Here is a 23,320-nt window from a genome sequence, read left to right as displayed (position 1 = left end):
CAAAGGAGGGACAACAAGTGGCTAAGGACGTAATGTGTGAAGTAAACAACTGTCATTATTGGAAGCAGGGAAATAACTGTGGAGCAGAAGCGATTTATGTAGTCAGTCACGCTGGCAATATGGCTTCTGACAGCTATGAAACGGACTGCAAAACCTTCAAACCTCAGGATTTATAAACGAAAAAAGCGCCGCGATTTATCTTTCGCAGCGCTTTTTCTTATAGTTCATCAAATCCGTTTACATCGGATGCCTTTGTATACTGTCTTGATTTTTGTTCGAAGAAATCTGTTTTTCCTAAATCCACCTCTTGGTAAGCGACAATCCAACGAAGTGGATTATCAATCGGTGCCTCTGGAAAAGCCTCGCGTCCAAACCCTAATTGGTTGCAGCGCTTATTGGCCATATACTCAATATACTGTTTAATCTCTTGCATCGTAATGCCTTCAAACTTCTCACCAATGACCGTTTGAGCCCACTCAATCTCTAACCGAGCCGCTTCTCTAAACGTCTCCACCACAAACGATGCAAGCTCTTCTGTACGGTATTCAGGATTTTCGTTAAGCGTTTCTTTAAACACTTTCTCAAATAATCCTACGTGCAGCTGTTCATCGCGATTAATGTAATTGATCATCGTCGACGTTGCGACCATTTTTTGATTACGAGCAAGGTTATAGAAGAACGCAAATCCACTATAGAAGAAGAGTCCTTCTAAAATGACATCGAATACCATGGAACGCAGGAAGTTTTCAATCGTTGGATTTTCAGCAAATGCTTTGTATCCGTTGGTCACAAAATCGTTTCGTTCACGCAGCTTTTCTTCTGTTCTCCAGTACTCAAATACCTCATCTTGCTTTGGCTTTGGTACAAGGCTTGAAAGCACGTAAGAATACGAATGATTGTGAATTACTTCTTGTTGCGCTAGGATAATCATCAGCGCATTGACAGACGAATCTGTGATGTATTCTGCAACTTTTCCTGCGTAATCTGATTGAATGCTATCAAGAAGAGCAAGGAGACCAATAATCTTTAAAAAGCTTTCCTGCTCATCTGCTGTTAGCTGTGGGAACTGCTTGATGTCCTGTCCCATATTAATTTCAAACGGTGTCCAAAAGTTTGCTAGCATTCGCTTATATTTTGGGTACGCCCATGAAAAGCGCACATCGTCCCAATTTAAGATGTTGGAGCTTCTTCCATTAATAATGCCCGTTGAGCGGTTTGGTGCCGTTTCGTCCATTAACGTACGTGTTTGTAAAGTCATGTTCTTCGTCCTTTCTTAGCTATGGCAGCTTTCACATTCTTCAATAACGTCACTCGATGTAGAACGCACATAATAGGTCGTTTTTAAATCTTCCTTCCACGCCGTTAAGTGCATATCTAATAGTTCTTTTGCTTTTACATCATTTCGAACATATAAGTTAAATGAAATGGATTGATCAATATGACGCTGACGCTTCGCATTTTGTTTAATACTCCACTGTTGGTCGATTAAGTAGACTGATTTGTAATACCACGTTGTTTGCGCATTTAAGTCTGGTGCCGTTACAGGAATCTTGTAGTTTTTCTTCTCCTCTGAGTAAAACTTACGGAAGATCGGATCAATGCTTGCTGTAGATCCTGCAATAATTGACGTTGATGAATTGGGCGCTACGGCCATTAAGTATCCATTTCTGACACCATGCTCTTTCACTTTTTGACGCAGTTCCTGCCAGCTACTTGATACATACTCTCGCTTATCAAAATAACTTCCATTATCCCAATCAGATCCTTTAAAGAGCGGATAAGCACCTTTCTCTTTTGCAAGCTCCATACTCGCTTCAATTGTTAAGTAAGCAATCTTCTCATAAAGAGCATCACAGTATTCAACCGCTTCATCGCTTTCCCATACCATTTTCTTCAATGCTAATAAATGACTCCAGCCGAATGTTCCAAGTCCGACTGCACGATACTTTTTGTTCGTAATCTCCGCTTGAAGCACTGGAATATTATTTAAATCGATTACGTTATCAAGCATGCGAACTTGAATAGAAATTAAGCGCTCTAAAACATCCTCTTCTACCGCTTTTGCAAGTGAAATAGACGATAGGTTACAAACAACAAAATCTCCTGGATCTTTCGTAATGACAATTTTGCCGTCCACCGTTACCTCTTCAGTCACAACTGTTGAGCTTGTATTTTGCATAATTTCTGTACATAAATTACTGCAGTAGATCATCCCATTGTGACGATTCGCATTCATACGGTTCGCCGTATCACGGTAAAACATGTATGGTGTTCCTGTTTCTAGCTGTGAAATCATAATGCGTTTAAACACGTCGATTGCCGGAATTACTCGTTTAGATAAAGCTTCGTTTTGGACGCACTCTTCGTACTTTGTTCGGAACGTTCCTGCTCCCTTTTCTTCGTCATAGAAGTCTTCTAGCGAATAGCCCATCACGCGGCGTACTTCATGCGGATCAAATAAATACCAATCTTCCCGGTTCTCGACTTTTTCCATAAACAAATCAGGAATACAAACACCTGTAAATAAGTCATGTGTTCGCTGGCGCTCGTCCCCGTTATTTAAGCGAGCATCTAAAAAGGAGTCGATATCTTTGTGCCAAACGTCTAAGTAAACAGCAATAGCCCCTTGACGCTGTCCTAGCTGATCAACGCTTACTGCTGTATTATTCAACTGTTTCATCCAAGGGATAACTCCTGATGAGACACCTTTAAATCCTTTAATGTCACTACCACGGCTACGAATTTTTCCTAGATAGATTCCGATTCCGCCACCATTTTTCGAAAGGTTCGCTACGTCTGTATTTGAATCATAAATTCCTCGCAGGCTGTCATCGATTGTATCGATGAAGCAGCTTGAAAGCTGGCCGTAGGACTTTCCTGCATTTGATAGCGTAGGAGTTGCCACCGTCATATATAAATTTGATAGAGCCCAATACGCTTCCTTTACTAATGAAAGACGCTTATCCTTCGCCTCCTTCATCATGAGGGTCATCGCAATGATTAAGAATCGATCTTGTGGAAGCTCATAGACATCACCCTCGTGTGATTTCGCTAAGTATCGATCCGCTAATGTTAAAAGTCCAATGTATGTAAAAAGTGAATCTTTCGTTGGATCAATGATGTTAGCTAGCTCATTGATTTCTTCTTTTGTGTACGAGGTAACCAGCTGATTATTGTAAATCCCTTTGTCTGTTAATACTTCAAGTAACTCACCGAAAGAACTATATTTTAGGGACGCATCATAGTTACGTGATTTTGCTGCTTTTGCATAGAGCTGGTCTAAGTAAACAGTAGATGCCACATATGTCCAATCCGGTTCGTCAATTGAGATACGTTCTAGTGAGGCAAGCGTTAGTAGATTGACAAGCTGATCTTGATCCATATTTGGTCGTGCAGCGACCGTTTGTTCAATTTTTTCTTCAAAATCGTCAAAGTATAGATGCGAAAACCTTTCTTTTAAATCATTTATGTATGATGAGACCTCTTCAATTGCAGATGTTTGTAATACGTTCACCATTCATTCCTCCTCCATTTTTTCACCAAATAAAAAAGCTCATCGATTACATTCGATGAGCAGATAGAACGAAGAAGGAAAGAAACCATTTCTTTTCTTATCCTCGCTCTATCTTCTCACCTCCCGAAGAAGATAGATTTCACAAACAAGGCAGGTCTCCTGACTTATGCTTCTTTTTACTTTAAGGCCTTCCCATGATGATTCATCACAGTGGTTTCCCTTATTTCATCAGCACTCACAGTTGCGGGTACAGTTCTGGACTTTGACCAGATTCCCTTTCAAGTCGATACTACGACACCTAGTTCATCGGAAATACAATATATAGTATGTTAGTTGTTATAATTAAACTAAATATAGATTTGAGTTTAATTATAAGTCATAACCCATGAATAAGACAACCATTTTAAAAAATGTTTTGTAAATCTTATTTTTTATGAGCTACTATCTTTTTAGCAATTTTTCTGATATAATCCACGTCCACCTCATAACCAATTCCTGGACGATTCAAAATCGTTATATCACCATTCTCTACCGTTACTTCCGGCATAATAACGTCTTTGTTCCAATAACGAGCAGATGCTGAAATGTCTCCAGGGATATGAAATTGAGGTAGAGTCGCCAATGCTACATTATGAGCCCTTGAAACGCCAGATTCAAGCATTCCGCCTACCCAAAGCCCAATTTCTTTGTCTACGCAGTAGTCATGAATTCGTTTCGCTTCTGTTAGACCGCCGACTCGTCCTACTTTGACATTGATAATTTTTGCGCTTCCAAGTTCAATTGCTTTTCTCGCATCATCAAATGAAACAATGCTCTCATCTAAACAGATAGGCGTTTTGATCGCTTTTTGAAGTATCGCATGATCAATAATATCGTCCGATTGAAGTGGCTGCTCAATCATCATTAAGTTAAAATCATCGAGTCTCTTCAACAGCGAAATATCGTTGAGGGTATACGCAGAATTTGCGTCAGCCATCAGCGGAAGCTCTGGAAACTCTTCTCGAATCACTTTAATGAGCTCATAGTCCATTCCGGGCTTAATCTTAATCTTAAAACGCTTATATCCATCGTGTAGATGCTCTCGTATTTTCTCCTTCATTTTATGGGGCTGATCGATACCCACCACTACGCCTGCTTCTACTTTAGAACGTGTTCCGCCTAAAACATCCCAAAGTGGCTTTTGAAGTCTTTTTGCATATAAATCCCATACGGCGCAATCAAGCCCCGCCTTAGCCATATTGTTACGCTTAATCGGTGCAAAATGCTTTTGTAGATCGCTTGGATGCTCTAGCATTTGATTTAGTACAGATGGGATAAGGAATGTCTCTAGAATATGGGTACACGTCTCAATCGTTTCTTCTGTGTACCATGGCGTCGAAAAAGCTACGACTTCTCCCCACCCGCTCAGTCCATTCTCATCAACAACTTCAATAAGAATAAGTGCTCGATCTTTTACCGTACCATAGCTCGTTGAAAAAGGCGTTAGAAGAGACATTTCAATATGATATAAATTAATTTCTGTAATTACCATACACGCTCACCCTCCTAGTCCAGTAGCGAAAGTAATTCTCGTCTTAACAGCTTATTTGACGCGTTACGCGGTAGGTTTTGTACAAAGTAGACATGCTTTGGAACTTTATACTTTGCTAAATGGGTCAAGCAATGAGCTATAATATCTTTCTCTTCTACATCATCGCTATTAACCACGACAAACGCGACCGGAACTTGACCCCACGTCTCATCTTCAAGACCTGTAACGCCTGCTTCCACAACGGCGTGGTGCTTTACGAGTGCATTTTCAATTTCAGCAGGGTAGATATTTTCCCCACCTGAAATAATTAAATCTGAACGGCGATCTAGCACATAGAGAAACCCTTCTTCATCCATATAACCAATATCACCTGTATGAAGCCAGCCGTCTCGAATCGTGTCCCTAGTTGCATCTGGGCGATTCAAGTAACCACTTGTAACGTTTGGCCCTTTTACGACAATTTCACCAGGGAGATTGTCGTGCTGTTGCTCGTCTGCTTCACTCATGATCATTACTTCTGAAGGAAATAATGCCTTACCCGCAGAACCGATTTTTTGCAAGCTGTCCTCAGGCGATAGCGTCACGATTTGAGAGGATGTTTCCGTCATCCCGTACGTTTGATAAACGGGAATGCTTAAGCTTGAGCACTTTTCTAAAATCGTAACAGGCACTGGCCCTCCTCCTACTAACATACAGCGGAAGGATGCTGGATAAGGTGCTCCATTTTCCTCTTGTAATAGCCTTGAAACCATGGCTGTTACAACCGAGACAATTGTGACACCCTCTTCATGTATCGCTTGGTTCATACGAGTTGCATCGAATTTCTCGTGAAGGATCACCTTCATCCCATAGATCACGCTTCTCATCAAAATTGACAGCCCGCTAATATGAAACAGGGGAACCGCAATAAGCCAACAGTCATCTTCACGAAGACCTAAGTTTAAAGATGAACCAATCGCACTCCACCAATGATTTCCATACGTTTGCTTTACACCCTTCGGCGCTCCTGTCGTTCCCGATGTATACATGATGGTATCCGTATCACCGAGAGAAATTGTTTGAATGGGAACAATAGATGCAGAAGGCATGCGCTGCAATTCCTCAAAAGAATGAACCGTAACTGTACGACCTTTTGCAGATTGCGCAGCCTTGTCAATTAAAGATGAATCAGTAAGCAAATGAGACACCCTTGCATCCTCTAGCTGAAAGGAAACTTCAGAAGGACTGAGCTTTGTGTTTAACATGACCGTAATGGCTCCTACATATTTGAGGGCATGAATCATGACAATCATCTCGACCGAATTCGGTGACAAAATTCCTATATACTGACCTTTTTTCATACCAGCAGCTGTCATTTTCCCTGCTAGTTCTAATGCTTTTTCGTGAAGTTCTTGAAACGTTAGAGCCGTCTCACCCATTTGTATCGCCACACGGTTCGGTGTGAGCTTAGCTCTCTTCCATAAAAAAATAGGCATTTCATGTTCTATTAAACCGTTCATGTTCATTCTCCTTTCCAAAATTTCCTTCACATTAAAAAAACAGCTCGATGAGTAACTCATCAAGCTGTAAGTTTTGTTCGACTTAAGGGAAACGTGGGAACTGTTGGAAGTCTGGATTACGTTTTTCTTTAAACGCATCGCGGCCTTCTTTTGCTTCGTCCGTTGTGTAATAAAGAAGCGTTGCATCTCCAGCTAATTGCTGTAGTCCAGCTAAACCGTCTGAATCTGCATTGAACGCTGCTTTTAAGAAGCGAAGAGCTGTTGGGCTCTTTTCTAACATTTCATTACACCATTGTACTGTTTCCTCTTCAAGTTGCTCTAAAGGTACAACTGTATTAACCAGTCCCATGTCAAGAGCTTCTTGTGCGCTGTATTGACGGCATAGGAACCAAATTTCACGCGCTTTCTTATGACCAACGACACGTGCTAGATAGCCTGAACCGTAACCAGCATCAAAGCTACCTACTTTTGGTCCTGTTTGCCCAAAGATTGCATTGTCTGCTGCGATTGTTAAGTCACATACAAGGTGTAGAACGTGTCCTCCACCGATTGCATATCCTGCTACCATCGCTACGACTGGTTTTGGAATTACGCGAATTAAGCGTTGTAAATCAAGCACGTTTAAGCGTGGAATTTGGTCTTCACCAACATAACCACCATGACCGCGTACTTTTTGGTCTCCACCTGAACAGAATGCTTTGTCTCCAGCACCTGTTAAGACGATTACGCCTACGTTTTTATCATCGCGCGCGTACGCAAATGCGTCGATTAATTCCATTACCGTTTTAGGACGAAATGCGTTGCGCACTTCAGGACGGTTGATGGTAATTTTCGCGATTCCGTTGTAAGTTTCGTATAAAATATCTTCATACTTACGTTCTGCTACCCATTCAATAGCCATTATAATTCCTCCAATTATGTAGTAGTTAAAAACTCTCTTACTATTTTACCAAAAATCTTTGGTTCTTCCACGTGAATTGCATGTCCAACATTTTTAATTACTGTTATTGTGCTATCAGGAAGCTTCTTGTTCATCTCTTTCGCAAGTCGACAAAACTTCTTATCACGCTCTCCTACAAGCAGCAATACAGGCGTATGAATGTCAGAAAGATGTGTCCACCAAGATGGCTGAGAACCAGTTCCCATTCCGAGCAAGCTCTGTGCTAACCCTTGTTCGCTGTTCAATAGCCGCTGTCTTCGAACGGACTGCTGAACAGCCTGTGGAAGCTCTTTTTGTGTGGCAAAAAGCGGGATGTTTTCCCATTTTTCCACAAATGATGCAACCCCATTCATCAAAATACGTTCAGCAAGTTGCTGATCTTTCTTCTGACGCTCATGGCGCTCATCTTCTGTTTTCAGTCCAGGTGAGGAACTTTCTAGCACCAATCTTTTAATAACGGTTGGGTAGAGGACAGCCATAGTTAAGGCTAATCTTCCTCCCATAGAATATCCTACCACGTGAAACTTTGAAAAACCAATCTCTTTCATCAAAGTGACAAGATCTTTAGCCAAGCTTTCGATCTTATAACGACTAATCGTAGCGTCCTGCTCGGTTTCACCATGACCGATAAGATCTACCATGACAAGCTGAAAATGAGAGGACCATTCCGCTACAAACGGCTCCCAATTTTCCTTTGCTCCTGTAAAACCATGCAAGAGGAGAAGAGGAAAACCATTTCCTTTTATCTCCACTGCATACGATAGCCCATTAATGACATATTTCTTCATTATTTTTCACCAAGAAATGACTTATTTATTTCCTGGGTAACACGATTCCACAAATTCCGATGATGAAGCACATTTTCATGTCGCTTTGTCTTAATTTCCACGACTGATACTCCCTGCTCGTTCATCGATTGAGAGAAGGCCTGACGGAAAGCTTCCCACGTATCTGCCTGGACGTATTTCCCGCCATACATTTCGACTGCCTTTTCAAACTCGAGATCGGCTGGTGTGCCAAACAATGCTTCAAAATGCTTTTCTTCTTTGGATTGAGGAAGGAAAGAGAAAATTCCTCCTCCATTATTATTAACTAACACAATCGTTATATTTAGACTGTGCATTTTTGCAGCCAATAAACCATTCAAATCGTGATAAAAAGATAAATCACCAATTAAGAGAACCGTATTCTTTTCCACTAAGCTTGTCCCTAGCGCTGTTGACACAACCCCATCAATTCCATTCGCGCCGCGATTCGCTAAAATTTTAATGTGCTTATCGTTCTCGATAAAGAAGCTATCAACGTCCCGAATTGGCATTGAGTTACCAACAAACAATGTGGATTCGTCTGGTAAAAGCCTGCTTAACTCTAGCACTGCTTTTCCTTCTGAAAGCTCATGCTCACTTTCTAGCTCTTGAAGACCTCTCATTGTTGCCTCGTGAACCGCTAGCCATTTCGAAGACCACTCGTTTGATGCTTCTACAGAAGAAAGATGGGATAGTACGCTTTTACAAAATACTTCTTCATCGCACGAAATCATTTCTGTTGCAAGGAGTGTCGGATCTCTCCACCCCGCTTCTTCATCCACCACAATTAATTCTTTCGGCGTATATTGTTTCATGAACAATAACAATGCCTTTGAAACAGGCATCGCACCAAAACGAATAATTATGTCTGGTTTTAAATCGCCCAAGATCGCTTCGTTACGCAAAAACGTATCATAACTATTAACCATCATCGTTTGATCATGATTACCACTTCTTAGCTGTGACAATGGATCCGCTAGAATAGGAAAGCCTAGCGTTTTAGCAAGCTTCGTTAAGACATTAGCTGATGAAGAATCAGCTAATCCACCACAAACGATGACGCCTTTTTTATAGGTGGCAAGACGTGTTGCAAGGTGTTTGAAAGACTCATCTGAAAGCGTTGAAAGGCTCTTTTGCACCGTCACATAGTGATTTGATATGCGCTTTCCTTGACCCCATAAATTATCTAGGCTCAAATTTGGAAGCAGCGGCTCACGAAGAGGTACGTTTAAGTGGACAGGTCCCTTAGGTCCTGAAAGTGCTGTTCCAACTGCACGAGCAGCGACTGTACGAATGTACTGAAGCATCGCAGGCGTATCTTCTGGAAGTGCAACCTCCGCAAACCATTTCGCAAACTCCCCGAATAGACGAATTTGATCAATAGCTTGAGGTGCTCCAACATCTCGAAGCTCATGAGGACGATCTGCTGTCACTACAATTAGTGGAACGCGCGCATAAAATGCTTCTACTACTGCGGGATAGTAATTCGCTGTTGCTGTTCCTGACGTACAAACGAGTACAACAGGTTTTTGCTTTGCTTTAGCAATTCCTAACGCAAAAAAACCAGCTGAACGTTCATCAATATTAATATGAACGTTCAGTGCTGGGTGATCAGCTGCTAAAATAGCCAAAGGTGTTGATCTTGAGCCTGGACTTACGACAACATCCTGAACATCAAGGCTCGCTAGTTCATCTATAAATGATGCAATATATGCAGTCATTTTATCAGTGTGTGTCATGTGTAGCCCCTCCTAGTGCTGATAGCATTGGGTTGAATTTTATATTCGTTTCTTCGTATTCACTTTCTGGATCTGAGTCTGCTACGATGCCACACCCAGCGAATAAGGATGCTTCATTTTTTTTGACAAGTCCCGAACGGATTCCTACAATAAACTCTCCGTTTCCTTCCACATCCATCCAACCAATAGGTGCAGCGTACCAGCCGCGGTCCAAACGTTCAACGTCTCGAATAAATTCAACAGACGTTCGTTTTGGATAACCACCAAGAGCTGGCGTTGGATGAAGATGCTCCACTAGAGAAAGCAATGTATGGTCCTTCTTCATTTCTCCTTCTACGGGGGTATATAAGTGTTGGATATGCTTTGTTTTATATAGAGCTGGATGAGAAGGTGATTCAATCCACTCGCAATATTCGTTCATCGCTTCCTTGATCATGTGAACCACAACATCATGTTCAATTAGATTCTTCTCATCCGTAAGCAATTCTTTCCCAAGCACTCCATCTTCCTCTTCGTCTTTGCCACGTCGAATGGACCCAGCTAAACACGTAGAATAAACTTTGTCTTTTACTTTTTTCACAAGTCTTTCGGGCGATGCGCCTAAAAAGCAATTTTCTCCTTGCTCAATTGCAAACACATAGCTCGTTGGCTGTTCAGCCATGAGTCGATCTGTAATTTGCTCAAGCTGTAATTCTTGATCAAAGGTCACTCGTAGCTCACGAGCTAACACTACTTTCTCGAATTCGTCTCGTTTAATCGCTGACGTAGCCTTTTGAATCGTTTTTTTCCATTTATCTGGCTCTATTTCATGTCTGTTTACCATGATAGAGGAAGACTTCTCTGGAATCGTCGTGAAGTTAAGGAGCATTTTTTCAGCTTCTTCTACTTCTTTTATATAGTCATGCACTTCTTTATGAGGGTGCACCATTACGTTAGCTGTAAAATATGCTTGGTCATTGACCACTGTATACAGAAAGGCAGGAATAACAAATTTCGCACTCGGAAACTTATTCCACAAATTAGTCGACTGCTTGTTGGGATCAAATGAAAATCCTCCTACAATCAAGGGACCTGTCCCATACGGATATGAAATGCTATGAACAACGGTCTGTTCATTAAAGCGCTTCCATTCTCTCTCAATATCTTGAAAACGTCCGTCGGCATTATCTGTTGTAAAAATGTGAGAAACCCCCACACCTGCGAATGTATATGATCGATCTGGATTACTCCATAAAAATCGGTCTCCGTTGTAGACACGTTTTCCGTTCATTAAAAAAGTCTGGGGGCTCATTTTATGAACGTCTTTCACTATGCTCACTAATTTAGGCATTCCTGTTTCTTTAGCAAAATCACTAGCGTCTTGTAATGTTTTTTGAATAAAACTCTCTGTCATTGCAATCACACTAGATCCCCCTACTCATTGTTTTCATTCTTATCTTTAACCAATTTATTATATATTGTCATAATAAAAAAATCCAGTGAATGGTTTTGGTCTACCTTCTTATTCCACCAGCACTAGCACACATAAACTTATTTTTATTGTTTTGAACTCTTTTCGAACCTATTCAGGTAATTAACAGTTCGTATTGTTTTTTTTTATTACTTTTCGCAAATAATACTGAACAGAAACAAAAAGAAGGGAGAATTTGCTTTGTTAACCAAACAACAGCTTTCTGAATTAAAACAATCATTAGTAGAAATGAAGCATGAAATAGAAGGGCACGACCAACAAGAAAAGCAATTTGGTCTTCTTCGAAGTGATGCCCATGATTCAACAGGTGAGCTTTCAAGCTATGACAATCATCCCGCTGATACAGGTACAGAAACCTTTGAGCGCGGGAAAGATCTAGCGTTAAATGAACTAATTCATGAGCAGCTTGAGGAAATCAATGAGGCGTTAAAAGCGATGGATGATCACACATATGGAAAGTGCCGAACATGCGGAAAAGAAATTAGTGTTGAACGCTTAGAAGCTCTTCCTACAGCTCTTTACTGTAAAGAACATAGCCCAGAACAAAGCGTTTCTAGAGATCGCCCTATTGAAGAAGCATCTCTCCGCCATCCATTTGGACAATACGAATTTGATGAGAAATTTTATGAGCCATATGATTCTGAAGATAGCTGGCAGGATGTTGCTCGCTATGGTACGAGCGAGTCTCCATCTGATTTTGTTGAAGACACAGAAAATTACAGTGAAACATACATTGAAGCGGATGAAGCGTTAAATTACGTAGAAGATTACGAAAGCTTCGCAGCGACTGATATGTATGGAAACCCTCTTCCCCTTTATCCAAACAAAAAGCACGAAATGTATGAAGACATGTTAGATGAAGAAGGGACGATGACGATCTTTGGAGATTTGCCACGTGATGAGAAGGAGCCTTATATAGAGGATTAATGGCCTAAAACAAGGGTATAAACCCATAACAAGGAGCTTCATTATCCATCTAAACGATCTCTCATTTAACCCATGGATAGTTCGCCTCTTCATGGGTTAAATGCATTTACTCCAGAAAGGAAGATGAACATGAAAAAAACGGCGATTTTGGTCTTTCTGATCACTTACCTCTTATTTAGTTTGAGCGGCTTCCTATTCCCTATCGATCAGTCTTGGTATGATGCGCTAGATAAGCCTAGTTGGACCCCTTCCGGAGGCGTCATTGGCATTGTGTGGGGAATTTTATTTGCACTCATCTCTTTTTCAGTAGCCATTGTTTACAATAAGGACAGCTTTTTTAGAGGAGACAAGTTTTTCTGGACCATCCTCATCATCAACTATATTTTGAACCAAGCCTTTAGTTATTTCCAATTTACCCAAAAAGATTTATTTTCGGCTACAATTGATTGCGCTCTGATAGCCATCTCAACGCTCCTCTTAATCATTGCTGCCATGCGCCATTCAAAACTAGCGGGTCTGCTACTTATCCCATATCTTCTCTGGAGCGCATTTGCAACATTCCTTTCATATACCATTTATTCCATGAACGTATAAAGAGGAAATTATACACTTGAAGACGAATTACCATGTTGTAAAGTATAGATGAGGTGATAAGTGTATGAATGCTCATGAGATTGATTATGAAATTCACGGGGACGATATGCAGTTTGTTGAAGTAGAATTAGATCCTGAAGAAAGCGTTGTTGCTGAAGCCGGTGGCATGATGATGATGGATTCCGGTATTGATATGGAAACCATCTTCGGAGACGGTGGAGGCGCAACAAAAGGATTATTCGGAAAGCTGATGGGCGCAGGGAAACGCGTGCTTACCGGTGAAAGCCTATTCATGACCGTTTTCACAAATATTGGTCATGGAAAGAAAAAAGTATCGTTTGCTGCCCCGTATCCAGGAAAAATCATTCCTATGGATTTAGATGAACTAGGCGGGAAAATTGTTTGTCAAAAAGACTCCTTCCTTTGTGCCGCGAAGGGTGTGTCCATTGGAATTGATTTTCAAAAGAAATTAGGAACAGGCTTTTTCGGTGGTGAAGGATTCATCATGCAAAAGCTTGAAGGTGATGGATTAGCCTTCTTGCATGCAGGGGGTACGATTATTCGTAAAGACCTCCAGCCTGGTGAAGTATTAAAAGTAGACACTGGCTGTTTAGTAGCGATGACAAGAGACGTTGATTACAATATTGAATACGTCGGAAAAGTCAAGACGGCTCTCTTCGGTGGTGAAGGTCTATTCTTTGCTACGCTAAAAGGACCCGGATCTGTTTGGGTTCAATCGTTGCCGTTTAGCCGTCTAGCTGAACGCGTACTAGTCAATGCAACCGTTCCTGGAAAAAAACGTGATGAAGGCGGAATTCTAGGTGGATTAGGCGACCTATTCGGAGATCGCTAACAAGAAAAAGGAGGAAAGCCAATTGGCTCCCTCCTTTTTTCATCTCATCATTTCCGCTGCTTTTAACTTCCAAATATCTTCTGAATACTCCTGAATTGTACGGTCACTTGAGAAGTAACCAGAGTGGGCAATATTCAAGCTGCTCATTTGTAACCATTTATCTTCATTTTGATACGTATTATTGACTTGCTCTTGTGCATGCACATAAGATGCAAAGTCTCGTAATACGTAATACTCATCGTTTTGCATTAGCAACGAATCATAGATGGGCTCAAAAATATCAAAGGAATTCGGAAAGAATCCATTTACGAGCTGTTCGAGAACCTGTTTAATTCGATTATCATGATAGTAATAATCAAAGGATCTGTAGCCTCCGCTTTGCTCGTAGTGAAGAACCTCTTCTGCTTTTAAGCCGAACAGATACATGTTTTCTGCCCCTACTTCTTCACAAATTTCCACGTTTGCACCGTCCAATGTCCCGATCGTTAAAGCGCCGTTCATCATAAACTTCATATTGCCTGTGCCAGATGCCTCTTTGCTAGCTGTCGAAATTTGCTCACTAATATCGGAAGCAGGGAAAATATTTTCTGCCAGTGATACACGATAATTCTCCAAAAAGACCACTTTCAGTATGGACGATGTTTTAGGATCGTTGTTCACCTTTTCAGCGACTGAGTTAATCAGTTTAATGATCTTCTTAGCATAGTAGTAACCAGGCGAAGCTTTGGCTCCAAATATAAATGTTCGCGGATGGATGGAATAATTCCCTTCCTCCTTCAGACGATTATATAAGTACATAACGTGTAAAATGTTTAAAAGCTGCCGTTTATAAGCGTGAAGGCGCTTTACATGAACGTCAAAAATAGAATGGTCATCGACTAGAAGCCCTGTTTGCTGATAAATAATATTAGACAGAATGGTCTTTCGCTCCTGCTTTACTTTTTTTAGGCTTTGTTGGAAACTACGATCAAATGAAAAAGGCTTTAACTGAATCAATTGCTCTGGCTCATGGACCCACTTTTGTCCAATCGTTTCTGTAAGAAGCGATGAAAGCTGTGGATTTGCTTTTAACAGCCAGCGGCGGTGAGCGATACCGTTTGTTTTATTATTAAACTTGTCTGGATAGATTTGATAAAAGTCAGCCATTTCTCGTTTCTTTAAAATCTCTGTATGAATCTTCGCTACGCCATTCACCTTATAGCTTCCTACCAACGCTAGATGAGCCATTTTCACTAACCCATGAGCAATAATGGCCATTCGCTCAATACGTTCCCAATCGCCAGGAGACTGCTCCCACAGCTCTTTGCAAAAGCGTTCGTTAATTTCCTCAATAATCATATAGATACGCGGAAGTAGTGGCTTAAAAATTGAAACAGACCACTTTTCAAGCGCCTCTGACAATGTCGTATGATTAGTATACGAAATCGTCTGGCTTGTAATATTCCAAGCGGTATCCCAGTCTAACAGCTCTTCATCTAATAACACACGCATGAGTTCTGGAATGGCTAGAACGGGGTGGGTATCATTAATATGAATGGCTACTTTCTCATGAAGATTGGTTAGCGTCCCATACGTTTTACGGTGATTTTCGATAATGCTTTGTAAACTTGCTGAAACAAGAAAATATTGCTGTTTTAACCTTAAAATCTTGCCATCGTCATGAGTGTCATCTGGATATAAAAATTCAGATACTGCTTCTGTTTCACGCTTGTAATCCATGCTGTTTTTATGCACAGGAAAAGGAGATGGTTCCGCATTCCACAATCGTAGCGTATTCACAACATCTATTTCGTAACCAATAATTGGGATGTCATATGGAACTGCAGCAATCGTTTCACCATTTCGGTGACGATATCTCCAGTAACCATCCTGATCTTGATATGCTTCAATATCACCCCAAAAACGAATTTCAACTGCTTGATCGGATTTTCTCACTTCCCATGCATTTCCGTTTCGCAGCCATTGTTCTGGCAGTTCAATCTGAAAGCCATCCACAATCTTTTGATCAAACAGCCCGTGCTTGTAGCGAATTCCATAGCCGTGACCAGGCAGACCAAGAGAGGCCAATGAATCCAAAAAGCACGCCGCTAGCCTTCCCAATCCTCCGTTTCCAAGCCCTGCATCAGGCTCCATCTCTTCAATATCTTCTAAACAAATTCCGAGTTCCTTTAATCCGGCTTCGACCACTTCTCGAATTCCTAAGTTCGTTAAGTTTTGTCCAAGCAACCGGCCTAGTAAAAATTCAATGGATAAATAGTACACTTGTTTTGAATGAGTTGATCGTTGACGTTCATTAGTGGAAATCCAATTTGAACTAATGTACTCCCTCACCATATTCCCTAACGTATGATATTGATCTTGAATGGTTGATTCTTTAAAACTTTTCCCATAAGTCATCTCAAGCTTTTTCAGAAAAATATGCTGAAAGCTCTTTCGGTTAGAGAACATGATTATCCATTCCTTCCGTTATGTACTGATAAGATCAGCGTATAGCTGATTATAAATGAAAGCTGATTTCGCCCACGTATAGTCTCGATTCATAGCCTCTTCTATAATTGCTTGCCACGCATCTTCTTTTTGATAGAACATGAGCGCGCGCTCAATCGTATGCAACATGTCATGCGCATTAAAGTTTGTAAAACTAAAGCCATTTCCTGTTTTTTCGTACTCATTGTAAGGTTCCACCGTATCATTTAGCCCACCGGTTTCTCTCACAACAGGAATGGTTCCATATTTTAACGCAATTAACTGTCCCAGTCCACATGGCTCAAACTGCGACGGCATGAGAAATAAATCTGATCCTGCATATATGGTATGTGCAAGCTCCTCATTAAAACCCACTACGCAGCGGATTTTTTCCGGGTACTGTCGCTCCATCTCTTGAAAGAAATGCTCAAATTCCTTTTCGCCACTTCCAAGTATAATTAATTGTATGTCATGACTCATTATTTCATGAAAAACGTGTCTGACAAGGTCCAATCCCTTTTGCTTCGTTAGCCTTGTAATCATCGACATAACAGGAATTTTCTCGTCTACATTCAGGCCTAATGACTTTTGAAGCTCTGTCTTATTTACAGTCTTTTTAGTTAGCGATTTGACACTATACTTCTGTGCGATATACGTATCCTCAGTTGGGTTATAAATGGTGTCATCGATACCATTTATAATGCCTACTAAATCTTGATTTCGTCTTCGTAACAATCCATCAAGCTGCTCGCCGTAATAAGGCATCTGAATTTCATCTTTATACGTTGGACTAACGGTCGTAATTTTATCAGCGGAAACCAGTGCTGCTTTCATGAAGCTTACGTTGCCGTAAAATTCAAGCTGACTCGTCGTAAAATAATAATCATCTAAGTTTAGTAATTCATATAAAATTCCCTTTGGAAAAATCCCTTGGAACTGTAAATTATGAATCGTAAAGACCGTTTGAATAGAAGAATAGTACGCATAATCAGCACGAAGTAAAAACGGTACCATTCCTGTATGCCAATCATGGCAATGAATGATGTCAGGTAACTGATCCAAGTGCGGAAGTGCATCAATCACCGCTCGACAAAAGAATGTAAATCGCTCAGCATCATCATAGTGACCATACAAACTGTCACGATTAAAGTAGTACTCATTGTCTACAAATATATACTGCACACCGTCTTGCTCTAATACTTCTAATCCACAATACTGACGACGCCATCCCACTTGGACGTACAGCACTTTTTTAAGCACCATCTTCTCTTTAAACTTTTCAGGTATTAGCCCATATTTTGGCATCATTACAGTCACATTTGTTCCAAGCTGTGCCAACTCTTTTGGAAGTGCTCCTGCTACATCAGCTAATCCACCTGTTTTAATAAAGGGTACGCATTCTGAAACAACAAACAGTACATTCACGAATTCATCAGAGCTCCTTGACGAGTTCCTTTTGCAACGACGTGAGGATTTGTAGCATCACCTTTAATAACTGTATTTGCTTCTACTTTTACGTCCTTATCAAGGATAGCGTACTCGATATGGCTATTTTTATGGACAGTTCCTTTTTGCATCACGATGCTATTCTTAATGACGGCTCCTTTTTCTACGCGCACGCCCCTAAAAATAATACTATTTTCAACATGTCCTTCAATGACACAACCGTTTGCCACGATTGAATTTTTCACATTGGATCCTTTTACGTAACGAGTAGGTGGCTCATCTTTTACTTTTGTTAAGATCGAACGTTCTTTTAAGAATAACCGGCTCCATGTATCTGGTTTCAATAAATTCATGCTCGCAGAGAAATAAGAAGGAATATCTGAAATTCTTGCTACATATCCTGTATGTTCATAAACATGAATCGTTTCATGGCTTTCAATATGCTCGATCATTTCATGAATATCTTTAAAATCATGCTCTGTATCTTGCAATAAGGAAATGAGTCGGCTTTTTTCAAGGACATACATTCCAAGCTTCTCACCTTCGTGTTCGATCGATGTTACTGGAGCTCCTACTTGGACATGGCGTCTAAGTACAGGTTTGAAATCAATGTTACTAATGTTAAAGGTGTTACTAATTAACACATATTTTTGGGTACTTCGCAAAAAGTAATCAATGTGATAACGTAATTGCGAAAATAGTGTTGAGGGTTCAGTTTGAAGCTCGCTCATAATTGGCGGGAAAATGTAAAGACCATCTCGTTTTCGGTCTAAATCCCATTCCTTTCCTGAACCTAAATGGTCCATTAATGAACGATAATGACTGCGTGGAAAAATGGCGACGCTACTAATACCGGAATTCACCATGTTCGATAAGATAAAATCAATTAGACGATATCTTCCTGCAAAAGGAACTGCTCCAACAGAACGGTACGCTGTTAATGGGGTTAAAGTGTTGTGATATGTTGATGCTTCAATGACTCCTAACATTTGCTTGTTCATGATAACCCATCCTCCTATTATGAATTTAATTCTTCGTGTACTGCTCGTTCCTTATTTAATACTTCAATCATCTCATCTGTAACTAAAATAACTTCTTCTGCACCTTTGATTGGTCGAATAATCGCCCCGTCTGGAATGCTCATTCCTGATGGAACAATCGCATTTTCAATGTACACATGCTTTCCGATATGGGCTTCTGGCATGACAACGGTACGGTTGATTTCTGTTCCTTTTCCTATATGTACACCTTGGAAAAGAACCGAATTTTCAACCTTCCCTTCAATGACACACCCTTCATTAATTAACGATTCAATAACGGTTGCCTCTGGCGAAATATATTGTGGTGGATAATTTGGATTTACTGAATAGATTCTCCATGAATAATCAAACAAGTTTAGGTCGGAATTCTCTTTCAACAAATCCATATTTGCTTCCCATAAGCTTTTAACCGTTCCAACATCTTTCCAATAGCCTTTGAAAGGATACGCGACTAGACTTTTCTTCTCATCCAGTAAAAGAGGAATCACATCTTTACCAAAGTCATGACTTGAGTGTGGGTCTCTTGCATCCATTTCAAGATACTCTCTTAACACACTCCATTTAAAAATATAAATACCCATCGATGCTAAATTACTTTTAGGATTTGCTGGCTTTTCATCAAATTCGACGACATTTAAGTTCTCATCCGTATTCATAATACCGAATCGACTTGCTTCATCCCATGGAACTTCAATAACTGAAATCGTCACATCAGCATCTTTTTCAACGTGATGCTCTAGCATTTCCTCGTAATTCATTTTGTAAATGTGATCACCCGACAAAATAAGCACGTACTCAGGATCATACTGTTTAAGATAGTTCATGTTTTCATAAATCGCACTAGCTGTCCCCTTGTACCATCTCACGCCTGAAGACTCTGAATAAGGAGGTAGGACTGTGACCCCTCCATTGCGTTTATCTAAGTCCCACGCACTTCCAATCCCAATGTATGAATGAAGTACAAGCGGCTGATACTGGGTGAGAACGCCCACCGTATCAATACCTGAGTTCGTGCAATTACTTAAAGGGAAGTCAATAATACGGTATTTCCCTCCGAAAGGAACCGCTGGTTTTGCTAGATTAATTGTCAGAGAGCTTAGTCGACTCCCTTTTCCTCCTGCCAATAACATTGCTACGCATTTTTTTTTGACCATTTTTCTTTTTCTCCCCTCTGCTCTTCTTCGCTCGCAGTATATTAATTCCAAACGCCGGAATATTTAATTCAATGTGATACGGTTTTCCGTGATAGGACTCTTCATGAAACTTTAATTCTTTTTTATTTGTAATACCTGATCCACCATAGCTACTATCATCGCTATTTAAAACTTCAATATAGCTTGTCGGGAGTGGTACCCCCACTTTGTAGTCATGATGAACATGCTCAGAAAAATTACAAATGATTACGTACACATCGTCTGGATTTTGCCCTTTTCGAATAAACGAAAAAATTTTTTGAGCACGATTATTTACATCGATCCACTCAAAACCTTCAGGAGAATAATCCACTTCAAACAGCGGTTTACTTCGATTGTAGATTTTCATCAGCTCTTTGAAATAAATGTTCATTTTCGCATGCATATCAAAATCAAGTAACAACCAATCTAGCTGCTCAAGATCTTTCCATTCATCAAATTGACCAAACTCACCTCCCATAAAAAGTAGCTTCTTTCCTGGATGTGAAAAGAAAAAGCCATATAAAAGTCTGAGCTGTGCAAATTTTCTCCAATAATCACCCGGCATTTTATTTAGTAAAGATCGTTTGCCGTGAACAACTTCATCATGTGAGAACGGTAAAATAAATTTCTCATTAAACGCATATAGAAGAGAAAACGTAATTTTATGATGCAAATGCTCTCTTTCATCTACATTTGCCTCCATATAACTTAAAACATCGTTCATCCATCCCATATTCCACTTGTAACTAAATCCTAGACCGCCTTCAGCAGTTGGACCTGTCACATCAGGCCAATCGGTTGAATCCTCAGCAATCATTAAGGCCGTTGGCTCATGAGCGTGAACGGTGTCGTTGAGCTTCCGCAAAAATTGGGCTGCGTACTCATTCCCCACTAACTCATTCGAATTGTTCCAATAAAGCATGTTAGCGACAGCGTCCACTCGAAATCCATCTACGTGGTAATGTTCGAGCCAAAATACAGCATTAGAAATTAAAAAGCTTTGAACTTCAGGTTTCCCTAGATCAAAGTTTGCTGTTCCCCATACATAATTTTCTCGATCTCGATCTCGCGCATATTCATAGGTAGGTAAACCATCAAACATATATAAGCCATGCTCGTCTTTGCAAAAATGACCTGGAACCCAGTCAAGTATTACACCTATGCTGTGCTGGTGACATTGATCAATAAAATACATAAAGTCTTTTGGAGAACCATAACGGCTCGTTGGAGAGAAGTACCCTGTTCCCTGATATCCCCATGATCGATCATATGGATGCTCAATGACTGGTAAAAGCTCTACATGCGAAAACTGATGTTCGACTAAATATGGAATTAATTCTTCTGCCATTTCTACATAAGAATACAAAGTATCGTCTTTATGCTTTCGCCATGATCCCATGTGAAGTTCATAAATAGACAATGGCTTTTCAAACGTTGACTTAACTTTCTTTTTCCGGAACCACGATTGATCATTCCATTTGTATCCAGAAAGATCAGCAACCACCGAAGCAGTATTAGGTCGGAGTTCACTGAAAAAAGCATATGGATCAGCTTTTAAAATGATTTTGCCATTAGACGAATGAATTTCATATTTATACATTGTCCCAGCAGATAATCCTGCTACAAAAAGACTCCATATGCCTTGTTCATTTATTTTTTCAAACTCATAGCCAGCTCCTGACCAATTATTAAAATCACCTACAACTGCGACTTTTTGAGCACTTGGAGCCCAAACAGAAAATCGAACGCCCTGTTGACCGTTTTGTTCTACGAGATGGGCGCCAAAAAGCTCATGGCTTTTAAATAGATTTCCTTCATGGAACAAATGAATATCGTGCTCAGTAGGTTTAATCGTCGATAGCACTCACTTCACCCTCTAACATTCGTTTATAAGCATATTTAATTCGATAATAACCGCTAAAATCCTCTATATATTCTAAATATTATACACAAATAATCATTCATTTCTCGACTGGATGATTATAATCTCTTTTCTATTTTTTTACATGCCTCATATGCTTTACCCTCTTTTTAAAAAAGAAAACCAAAAGAAAAAAATACAAAAAAAAGCAGTTTGCAAATTTGCAAACTGCTTTTTTGGGATGACCCGTACGGGATTCGAACCCGTGTTACCGCCGTGAAAGGGCGGTGTCTTAACCGCTTGACCAACGGGCCATTTAAGACTGGCGGAGAAGGAGGGATTTGAACCCTCGCGCCGCTTACGCGACCTACACCCTTAGCAGGGGCGCCTCTTCAGCCTCTTGAGTACTTCCCCGTATGGCTCCACAGGCAGGACTCGAACCTGCGACCGATCGGTTAACAGCCGATAGCTCTACCACTGAGCTACTGTGGAAAATATGGTGGGCCTAAGTGGACTCGAACCACCGACCTCACGCTTATCAGGCGTGCGCTCTAACCAGCTGAGCTATAGGCCCCTAAATGGAGCGGGTGATGAGAATCGAACTCACGACATCAGCTTGGAAGGCTGAGGTTTTACCATTAAACTACACCCGCTAAATATAAAAATAAATGGGGCGACTGATGGGAATCGAACCCACGAATGCCAGAGCCACAATCTGGTGTGTTAACCACTTCACCACAGCCGCCATCATCTANTTAACCACTTCACCACAGCCGCCATCATCTAAATGGTGGCTTGGGACGGAATCGAACCGCCGACACAAGGATTTTCAGTCCTTTGCTCTACCGACTGAGCTACCAAGCCACTATAGAATATGTTTATTGAATTAAATGGCGGTCCCGACCGGGATCGAACCGGCGATCTCCTGCGTGACAGGCAGGCATGTTAACCGCTACACCACGGGACCATGTTATGTATTAATTGGTTGCGGGGACAGGATTTGAACCTGCGACCTTCGGGTTATGAGCCCGACGAGCTACCAGACTGCTCCACCCCGCGGTAATAAGTAATAAAATTTATGGAGGAGGAAGGGGGATTCGAACCCCCGCGGGCTGTTACACCCCTGTCGGTTTTCAAGACCGATCCCTTCAGCCGGACTTGGGTATTCCTCCGTATAAATGGCTGCTACTGGTGGACCTTGTAGGACTCGAACCTACGACCGGACGGTTATGAGCCGTCTGCTCTAACCAGCTGAGCTAAAGGTCCTTCATAATAAGCTATTTGGTAGCGGCGGAGGGGATCGAACCCCCGACCTCACGGGTATGAACCGTACGCTCTAGCCAGCTGAGCTACACCGCCAAACAGTTTATAATGATAATATATGGTGGAGCCTAGCGGGATCGAACCGCTGACCTCCTGCGTGCAAGGCAGGCGCTCTCCCAGCTGAGCTAAGGCCCC

Annotated in this window: 17 protein-coding genes, 13 tRNA genes and 1 riboswitch; of the genes, 4 read left to right on the top strand and 26 right to left on the bottom strand. The window is 41.0% G+C overall.

Features of this window, described 5'->3' with window-relative positions; all coding sequences use genetic code 11:
- Positions 1 to 17 precede the first annotated feature (17 nt).
- The gene (locus tag AMD01_RS23465; RefSeq protein ID WP_083446470.1) at positions 18 to 176 is read left to right on the top strand and encodes a DUF1540 domain-containing protein; all 159 of its coding nucleotides are present in this window, start codon (positions 18 to 20) and stop codon (positions 174 to 176) included.
- Between the two features lie 41 nt (positions 177 to 217).
- Here AMD01_RS23465 and AMD01_RS07390 read toward each other — a convergent pair whose 3' ends face one another.
- The 8 genes from AMD01_RS07390 to AMD01_RS07355 form a co-directional block, all read right to left on the bottom strand.
- Positions 218 to 1,258, bottom strand: a complete 1,041-nt coding sequence (locus AMD01_RS07390) for a ribonucleotide-diphosphate reductase subunit beta (protein ID WP_053400754.1) — start codon at positions 1,256 to 1,258, stop codon at positions 218 to 220.
- A 15-nt stretch (positions 1,259 to 1,273) separates the two neighbouring features.
- A complete protein-coding gene (locus AMD01_RS07385) occupies positions 1,274 to 3,517 on the bottom strand; it encodes a ribonucleoside-diphosphate reductase subunit alpha (protein ID WP_053400753.1) in 2,244 nt (747 codons plus the stop codon).
- A 129-nt stretch (positions 3,518 to 3,646) separates the two neighbouring features.
- Positions 3,647 to 3,831, bottom strand: a riboswitch (cobalamin riboswitch).
- 107 nt (positions 3,832 to 3,938) lie between these two features.
- Positions 3,939 to 5,045, bottom strand: coding sequence for an o-succinylbenzoate synthase (gene menC / locus AMD01_RS07380; protein ID WP_053400752.1), 1,107 nt, complete (start codon positions 5,043 to 5,045; stop codon positions 3,939 to 3,941).
- 14 nt (positions 5,046 to 5,059) lie between these two features.
- Positions 5,060 to 6,544: an o-succinylbenzoate--CoA ligase gene (locus AMD01_RS07375; RefSeq protein WP_211263388.1), complete on the bottom strand. Its 1,485-nt coding sequence runs from the start codon at positions 6,542 to 6,544 to the stop codon at positions 5,060 to 5,062.
- Positions 6,545 to 6,626: 82 nt separating this feature from the next.
- Positions 6,627 to 7,445 carry a 1,4-dihydroxy-2-naphthoyl-CoA synthase gene (gene menB / locus AMD01_RS07370; protein WP_053400751.1) on the bottom strand — a complete coding sequence of 273 codons (819 nt, stop codon included), beginning with the start codon at positions 7,443 to 7,445 and terminating at the stop codon, positions 6,627 to 6,629.
- 14 nt (positions 7,446 to 7,459) lie between these two features.
- Positions 7,460 to 8,272 carry a 2-succinyl-6-hydroxy-2,4-cyclohexadiene-1-carboxylate synthase gene (gene menH, locus AMD01_RS07365; RefSeq protein WP_053400750.1) on the bottom strand — a complete coding sequence of 271 codons (813 nt, stop codon included), beginning with the start codon at positions 8,270 to 8,272 and terminating at the stop codon, positions 7,460 to 7,462.
- Entirely contained in the window at positions 8,272 to 10,029 is a 1,758-nt protein-coding gene (gene menD / locus AMD01_RS07360) for a 2-succinyl-5-enolpyruvyl-6-hydroxy-3-cyclohexene-1-carboxylic-acid synthase (RefSeq protein WP_053400749.1), read from the bottom strand. The genes menH and menD overlap by 1 nt, the downstream gene beginning before the upstream one ends.
- Entirely contained in the window at positions 10,016 to 11,422 is a 1,407-nt protein-coding gene (locus tag AMD01_RS07355) for an isochorismate synthase (protein ID WP_245638916.1), read from the bottom strand. Before AMD01_RS07355 ends, menD begins: the two co-directional genes overlap by 14 nt.
- 258 nt (positions 11,423 to 11,680) lie before the next feature.
- Between AMD01_RS07355 and AMD01_RS07350 the strand changes: the two genes are divergently transcribed.
- The 3 genes from AMD01_RS07350 to AMD01_RS07340 all read left to right on the top strand — a co-directional run bounded on the left by AMD01_RS07350 (position 11,681) and on the right by AMD01_RS07340 (position 13,874).
- Positions 11,681 to 12,427, top strand: a complete 747-nt coding sequence (locus AMD01_RS07350) for a TraR/DksA C4-type zinc finger protein (protein ID WP_053400747.1) — start codon at positions 11,681 to 11,683, stop codon at positions 12,425 to 12,427.
- 129 nt (positions 12,428 to 12,556) lie between these two features.
- Positions 12,557 to 13,021: a TspO/MBR family protein gene (locus AMD01_RS07345; RefSeq protein ID WP_053400746.1), complete on the top strand. Its 465-nt coding sequence runs from the start codon at positions 12,557 to 12,559 to the stop codon at positions 13,019 to 13,021.
- Positions 13,022 to 13,085: 64 nt separating this feature from the next.
- On the top strand, positions 13,086 to 13,874 hold the full coding sequence (locus AMD01_RS07340; protein WP_053400745.1) for a TIGR00266 family protein: 789 nt from the start codon (positions 13,086 to 13,088) through the stop codon (positions 13,872 to 13,874).
- Positions 13,875 to 13,913: 39 nt separating this feature from the next.
- On the opposite strand, the gene AMD01_RS07335 is transcribed toward AMD01_RS07340, so the two are convergent.
- From AMD01_RS07335 to AMD01_RS07250, 18 genes are all read right to left on the bottom strand, one after another.
- The gene (locus tag AMD01_RS07335; protein WP_053400744.1) at positions 13,914 to 16,322 is read right to left on the bottom strand and encodes a glycogen/starch/alpha-glucan phosphorylase; all 2,409 of its coding nucleotides are present in this window, start codon (positions 16,320 to 16,322) and stop codon (positions 13,914 to 13,916) included.
- Between the two features lie 18 nt (positions 16,323 to 16,340).
- Positions 16,341 to 17,765 carry a glycogen synthase GlgA gene (gene glgA / locus AMD01_RS07330; RefSeq protein WP_053400743.1) on the bottom strand — a complete coding sequence of 475 codons (1,425 nt, stop codon included), beginning with the start codon at positions 17,763 to 17,765 and terminating at the stop codon, positions 16,341 to 16,343.
- A complete protein-coding gene (locus AMD01_RS07325; RefSeq protein ID WP_053400742.1) occupies positions 17,762 to 18,787 on the bottom strand; it encodes a glucose-1-phosphate adenylyltransferase family protein in 1,026 nt (341 codons plus the stop codon). The genes glgA and AMD01_RS07325 overlap by 4 nt, the downstream gene beginning before the upstream one ends.
- A gap of 17 nt (positions 18,788 to 18,804) precedes the next feature.
- Complete coding sequence (locus tag AMD01_RS07320) at positions 18,805 to 19,980, bottom strand: glucose-1-phosphate adenylyltransferase (RefSeq protein ID WP_053400741.1); 1,176 nt, start codon at positions 19,978 to 19,980, stop codon at positions 18,805 to 18,807.
- A complete protein-coding gene (glgB, locus tag AMD01_RS07315; protein ID WP_053400740.1) occupies positions 19,907 to 21,865 on the bottom strand; it encodes a 1,4-alpha-glucan branching enzyme in 1,959 nt (652 codons plus the stop codon). The genes AMD01_RS07320 and glgB overlap by 74 nt, the downstream gene beginning before the upstream one ends.
- Before the next feature lie 239 nt (positions 21,866 to 22,104).
- A tRNA-Glu gene (locus tag AMD01_RS07310) sits at positions 22,105 to 22,176 on the bottom strand.
- Positions 22,177 to 22,185: 9 nt separating this feature from the next.
- A tRNA-Ser gene (locus AMD01_RS07305) sits at positions 22,186 to 22,276 on the bottom strand.
- A 3-nt stretch (positions 22,277 to 22,279) separates the two neighbouring features.
- Positions 22,280 to 22,354: transfer RNA gene (locus AMD01_RS07300), tRNA-Asn, on the bottom strand.
- Between the two features lie 5 nt (positions 22,355 to 22,359).
- Positions 22,360 to 22,436, bottom strand: a tRNA-Ile gene (locus tag AMD01_RS07295).
- Positions 22,437 to 22,441: 5 nt separating this feature from the next.
- A tRNA-Gly gene (locus AMD01_RS07290) sits at positions 22,442 to 22,515 on the bottom strand.
- 16 nt (positions 22,516 to 22,531) lie between these two features.
- A tRNA-His gene (locus AMD01_RS07285) sits at positions 22,532 to 22,607 on the bottom strand.
- A 43-nt stretch (positions 22,608 to 22,650) separates the two neighbouring features.
- A tRNA-Phe gene (locus AMD01_RS07280) sits at positions 22,651 to 22,726 on the bottom strand.
- Positions 22,727 to 22,753: 27 nt separating this feature from the next.
- A tRNA-Asp gene (locus AMD01_RS07275) sits at positions 22,754 to 22,829 on the bottom strand.
- 15 nt (positions 22,830 to 22,844) lie between these two features.
- Positions 22,845 to 22,921 (bottom strand) — tRNA-Met (locus AMD01_RS07270).
- A gap of 20 nt (positions 22,922 to 22,941) precedes the next feature.
- Positions 22,942 to 23,034, bottom strand: a tRNA-Ser gene (locus AMD01_RS07265).
- Positions 23,035 to 23,051: 17 nt separating this feature from the next.
- Positions 23,052 to 23,128: transfer RNA gene (locus tag AMD01_RS07260), tRNA-Ile, on the bottom strand.
- Between the two features lie 16 nt (positions 23,129 to 23,144).
- Positions 23,145 to 23,221: transfer RNA gene (locus AMD01_RS07255), tRNA-Met, on the bottom strand.
- 23 nt (positions 23,222 to 23,244) lie between these two features.
- A tRNA-Ala gene (locus AMD01_RS07250) sits at positions 23,245 to 23,320 on the bottom strand.

Origin of the sequence: Priestia koreensis, from assembly GCF_001274935.1 — a bacterium.
Taxonomy (GTDB): domain Bacteria; phylum Bacillota; class Bacilli; order Bacillales; family Bacillaceae_H; genus Bacillus_AG; species Bacillus_AG koreensis.
This window is presented reverse-complemented; position numbering and strand designations above follow the sequence as displayed.

What these genes read in the sequence shown, in the direction of transcription:
- AMD01_RS07375 (WP_211263388.1), bottom strand. Translation starts at nt 6,544, where the DNA reads ATGAACGGTTTAATAGAACATGAAATGCCTATTTTTTTATGGAAGAGA.
- AMD01_RS07390 (WP_053400754.1), bottom strand. Translation starts at nt 1,258, where the DNA reads ATGACTTTACAAACACGTACGTTAATGGACGAAACGGCACCAAACCGC.
- AMD01_RS07355 (WP_245638916.1), bottom strand. Translation starts at nt 11,422, where the DNA reads ATGACAGAGAGTTTTATTCAAAAAACATTACAAGACGCTAGTGATTTT.
- AMD01_RS07385 (WP_053400753.1), bottom strand. Translation starts at nt 3,517, where the DNA reads ATGGTGAACGTATTACAAACATCTGCAATTGAAGAGGTCTCATCATAC.
- AMD01_RS07335 (WP_053400744.1), bottom strand. Translation starts at nt 16,322, where the DNA reads ATGTTCTCTAACCGAAAGAGCTTTCAGCATATTTTTCTGAAAAAGCTT.
- AMD01_RS07345 (WP_053400746.1), top strand. Translation starts at nt 12,557, where the DNA reads ATGAAAAAAACGGCGATTTTGGTCTTTCTGATCACTTACCTCTTATTT.
- AMD01_RS07325 (WP_053400742.1), bottom strand. Translation starts at nt 18,787, where the DNA reads ATGAACAAGCAAATGTTAGGAGTCATTGAAGCATCAACATATCACAAC.
- menH (WP_053400750.1), bottom strand. Translation starts at nt 8,272, where the DNA reads ATGAAGAAATATGTCATTAATGGGCTATCGTATGCAGTGGAGATAAAA.
- menD (WP_053400749.1), bottom strand. Translation starts at nt 10,029, where the DNA reads ATGACACACACTGATAAAATGACTGCATATATTGCATCATTTATAGAT.
- menC (WP_053400752.1), bottom strand. Translation starts at nt 5,045, where the DNA reads ATGGTAATTACAGAAATTAATTTATATCATATTGAAATGTCTCTTCTA.
- AMD01_RS07320 (WP_053400741.1), bottom strand. Translation starts at nt 19,980, where the DNA reads ATGGTCAAAAAAAAATGCGTAGCAATGTTATTGGCAGGAGGAAAAGGG.
- AMD01_RS07340 (WP_053400745.1), top strand. Translation starts at nt 13,086, where the DNA reads ATGAATGCTCATGAGATTGATTATGAAATTCACGGGGACGATATGCAG.
- menB (WP_053400751.1), bottom strand. Translation starts at nt 7,445, where the DNA reads ATGGCTATTGAATGGGTAGCAGAACGTAAGTATGAAGATATTTTATAC.